General features: G+C 47.3%; 1 protein-coding gene. It reads left to right on the forward strand.

Annotation, left to right across the window (positions count from 1 at the left end; genetic code table 11):
* The first annotated feature begins 37 nt into the window (after window positions 1-37).
* Window positions 38-4,084, forward strand: coding sequence for a BapA/Bap/LapF family large adhesin (locus tag F7R27_RS18520; RefSeq protein WP_206060567.1), 4,047 nt, complete (start codon window positions 38-40; stop codon window positions 4,082-4,084).
* Window positions 4,085-4,257: the final 173 nt, after the last annotated feature.

Here is a 4,257-nt window from a genome sequence, read left to right on the forward strand (position 1 = left end):
GACCACAGCTACTGTTGAAGAAGACGGCAGTTACCTGGTGGAAGGCGTTGACCTGAGTGAGTTGGTTGATGGCCCGATTGAAGTAGTTGCGACCGCGACTGACCGCAATGGCAATGAGATCAACGATGATGATCAGGCTGCACTCATCACATCCGAACCCCCGCAAATCCAGGGTCTTGGCAACACCGATGGTGATGTTGTTCTGAATGAGATGCATCTTGAAAATGGCACCCAGCCAGATTCTGGCGAGTTGACCCAGACAGGCACTTTCAAACTGATTGCTGATGCGGGTATTGCATCCCTGACAGTAGGCTCAGAAGTATTGAGTTTGGCGCAGTTGATGGACTTGGATGCGACTCCAGTATCCATAACTTCTGCAAATGGGAATGTTCTCACGCTGACTGCTTTTGACTCTGTATCGAACGAAGTAAGCTATTCATATACCCTGAACAGCAATATCGACCATGTATCAGGTGATGGGCGTAATACTCTCGATAAAGAGTTTGAAATACTGCTGACTGATAATCTCGGCCGTGAAGCTGAAGCAACGCTCAAGGTTGTCGTAATTGATGATGTACCTGAGTTCAGAGACAATCCAGTTGATGCTGAAGTAGGAATTGCAGCTGGGTCAAGCTTCACCGGGTCGATGAATCTAGAGTTGGGAGCTGATGAGGACGGAGCCAGTGTCACCAACATATCCCTGCCAACCAATAGCGACGGTCAAATCCTTGTAACTCCGGAAGGCTCTTCGACTCCGATACTGCTGACATCAGGGGGTGAGCCTCTCTACTACAGCTTTGATTCAGCTACAGGTGTTCTAACGGCATCAACACTTGCCAACGATCCGGTATTCACCATTACAGCATCTGTAGACGGTGAGTATGTTGTAGACATCATTCAGCCGCTGGATCCAGTCGCTGTCAGCTTCATGGTTGGAGAGGCTTCTCATCAAGGTGGAGGAATTGATGGTGATTTTGAAATCAACAATCCTAACCTGGAAGCACAGTTCTACGCAGAGGGTGGCCTTGTCAACTGGTCGACAAATGGTATAGGTGTTGATAACAATCTGATTGGTGCGGGTCAGACATTGATTGCACAGTTCAATCAGCAATTGACTCAGCTGGACTTCCAGATGGGTAACACGGGCGCACTAAGCTGGGAGATTTTCAGCAACGGTGAGTCTGTTCTGACTGGAGGCACGACCAATATCAGTCATCCGGCAGGCTTTGACGAAATTCGTTTCTATGGCAGCAGCGGCGGTGATCAGTATAATGTCAAAGACTTCAGTGGTGTCTTCCTGGATGCAGAGCTTGATTATCAGATCCCTGTGACTGTAGATGTTGTTGATGGTGATGGCGATCCTGCCGAAGGCAATTTTGTCATTACATTCCAGCCTGGTGGAGCAGGTGAACTACCTGATCTGCCTATATGGGATGCGCCTCAAATTCTCGGCTTGGATGCTGAAGCTGGCGATGTCGTTCTAAATGAACAACACCTGGCAAATGGAACAAATCCTGATTCGGATGAGTTGCTTCAACCTGGCAGCTTCACATTGGTTGCTGAGGCTGGAATCGCTGCACTGCAGATTGGAACACTGTCTCTGACCTTAGATGACCTGCTTGCACTCAATAGTGATGCAATATCTATCACTTCTGATCTTGGTAATATTCTGACCCTGACTGGGTTTGATGTGCTTACCGGAGAGGTCAGCTATACGTATGAGCTGAAAGATAATACCGACCATAATCCAGGTCAGGGACGAAATGACCTAAGCGAAGAGTTTACGCTTATTCTGACAGATGTGATGGCACAAACTGGCTCTGCAAGTCTGCGAGCTATCATCATCGATGACATTCCAGGACAGTTTACGCCGGTAGATAGTGTGGAAGTGGGTGTTAATGAGTACATGGTCGGTGAGTTGACTGCGAACTGGGTTAGTCCGACAGGTGGTAGCTCGACAATAAACAATACCGATCCTGGTGTGGATGATGTCATTCGTTGGGGTTCAGGTAATAATTATTCTGACTACACATTCGATGATAACAACTCTCTCATAACACTGGAGGGTACATCAACTAACTCAGTTATTATGCTGGGCACTTTTACTCACAATAACTTCCCTCTGGCATGGGATGCTCCAGTCATTTCTGGAGTCAGCTTGGATCTGTCTTTGAAGGTTGTGATTAATGGAGTGATTCATACGATTAGTCACACCATCGTCTTTGATCACAACGAAACACCGAACAATAGCTCAGATCCATGGGTAAACGCTGATATTGTCACTATTACCAATGCCACGAGCACAGTTACGATCCCTGTAGGAGATAAAGAGTATACTTTTGAAATCCTGGGCTTCCTTGATCAGAATGGCAACATAGTTAATCAGGTCAAGACACTGGAAAATGCAAGCAACTCGTTCAACCTGTATGCTCGTCTGTCATCAACTGATGATCTGCCAAAGGCTGATGGTCAGGTAGATGCAAACTGGGGAGCCGATGGCGCTGCTGTTGAAAATGAGCTGACCTGGAAGGACCAGGATGGTGATTTCATTACTAGTGGAGAAATCGAGGGGCAATACGGCACATTGGTGGTTGATGCCGATGGTAACTATACCTATACGGTCAGCCGTGAAACCAAGGATGATATGGGGCTGGGTCACTCTTATCAGGAAACCTTCAACTACTACCTCACCGATGCTGACGGTGACAAAGTGGAGTCTACTCTGACCATCAATATCAATGGAGTGCTGAATACTATTACAGTGTTTGATAGTGAGGGCACGGCAGGTGTAGAGCAGGAGCTCACAATACCAGATGCTGAGACCTCGTCATTGATTAATGCGTTCAGTGTAAGTACCAACAGCGATAATCATAGATCTGGTACCTCATCCAGCAAAGTTAAAGAGTTCTCGATTACTGATGCTGAGGGTGAGCTGTCCTTTGGTGTGTTCATCTACACTCCTGGTAGTACGAGCGCTTCTCTTGCATGGTCTCTGTCAGATAAAGATGGAAACATAGTTCAATCGGGAACGTTGACTCAGACCGGCCAGGTAAAAGTTGAAAATCTTCAATCTGGAGATTATGAACTGAGCCTTGTTGCATCTGCACAAGGTAGATCCGGACCACGGTCGCATAGGGAGTACCCGGAGGTTGATGTCCAAGACGTCGCTCTCAAAGTACAGCCAAATCAAATGGAGGATATTACGGTTCAGCCTTATGAAGGCAATGTTTTGACAGCTGATGGAGTCGTTCCTGGTTCAGTAGATACAGTCCTTCAGATTGAGCTGAACGGTGAGTTTGTTACAGTCGACTCTTCGGGTACTACGGTGTCGGGCCAGTATGGCACATTGGTGATTTCTGCCGATGGCAGCTATACCTACACTCCAAATGCGGTACCGGGTAACGATGGTAAACAGGACAGCTTTGCTTTCAAGCTGGCACATCCATCAGGTGCTTATAAGACTGGGGAGATCCGTATAGAGATTGAAAGTAACTATGTGGATGATCAGACAATCGATATCAATGCTCTCGGTATTCTGGGAGAGTTGCTGGTTGATGGTCTTTTTGATGAGCCAGAACAGGAGAAGGGCGATGCAGTTGTTGATGTGCCTTCTGACGACTCTGTAGAAGAAGATGATTCTGTAGAAGAAGACGACTCTGTAGAAGAAGACGACTCTGTAGAAGAAGACGACTCTGTAGAAGAGGATGATTCTGTAGAAGAGGATGACTCTGTAGAAGAAGACGACTCTGTAGAAGAGGATGATTCTGTAGAAGAGGATGACTCTGTAGAAGAGGATGACTCTGTAGAAGAGGATGACTCTGTAGAAGAGGATGATTCTGTAGAAGAGGATGATTCTGTAGAGGATTCATTGGTTGATGGAGCCGTCTCGGCGAAGGATCTGATAGATGGTGAGGATGAGAATGAGGAAGACTTCCTGAGCATGATTACTCAGAATGAGGACGATTCAGAAGAGGATGGTTCGAAAGAGTTGGATTCAGATGAGCCGACCAAGCAGGAAGGTCCATCTGACTTTGTTCCACCGGTACTTGAAGAGTTGCCGCCGATCTCTACTACTGACCACTAAATCAGTTTTTATCTGAAACCTAAAAAACCCCGGCCATGTGCCGGGGTTTTTGTTTGTCCAGCGAAGCTGGCAAACCCGCCCGCCTGAAAGAAGGCGGGATCACCCCGACCGGGGGGAAGATAATCCGAATGGCAAGGGCGTCATTGGCCAACGATGGGGTCTGAAGGAAGCCA

Origin of the sequence: Nitrincola alkalilacustris, from assembly GCF_008973755.1 — a bacterium.
GTDB classification, from domain to species: Bacteria; Pseudomonadota; Gammaproteobacteria; order Pseudomonadales; family Balneatricaceae; genus Nitrincola; species Nitrincola alkalilacustris.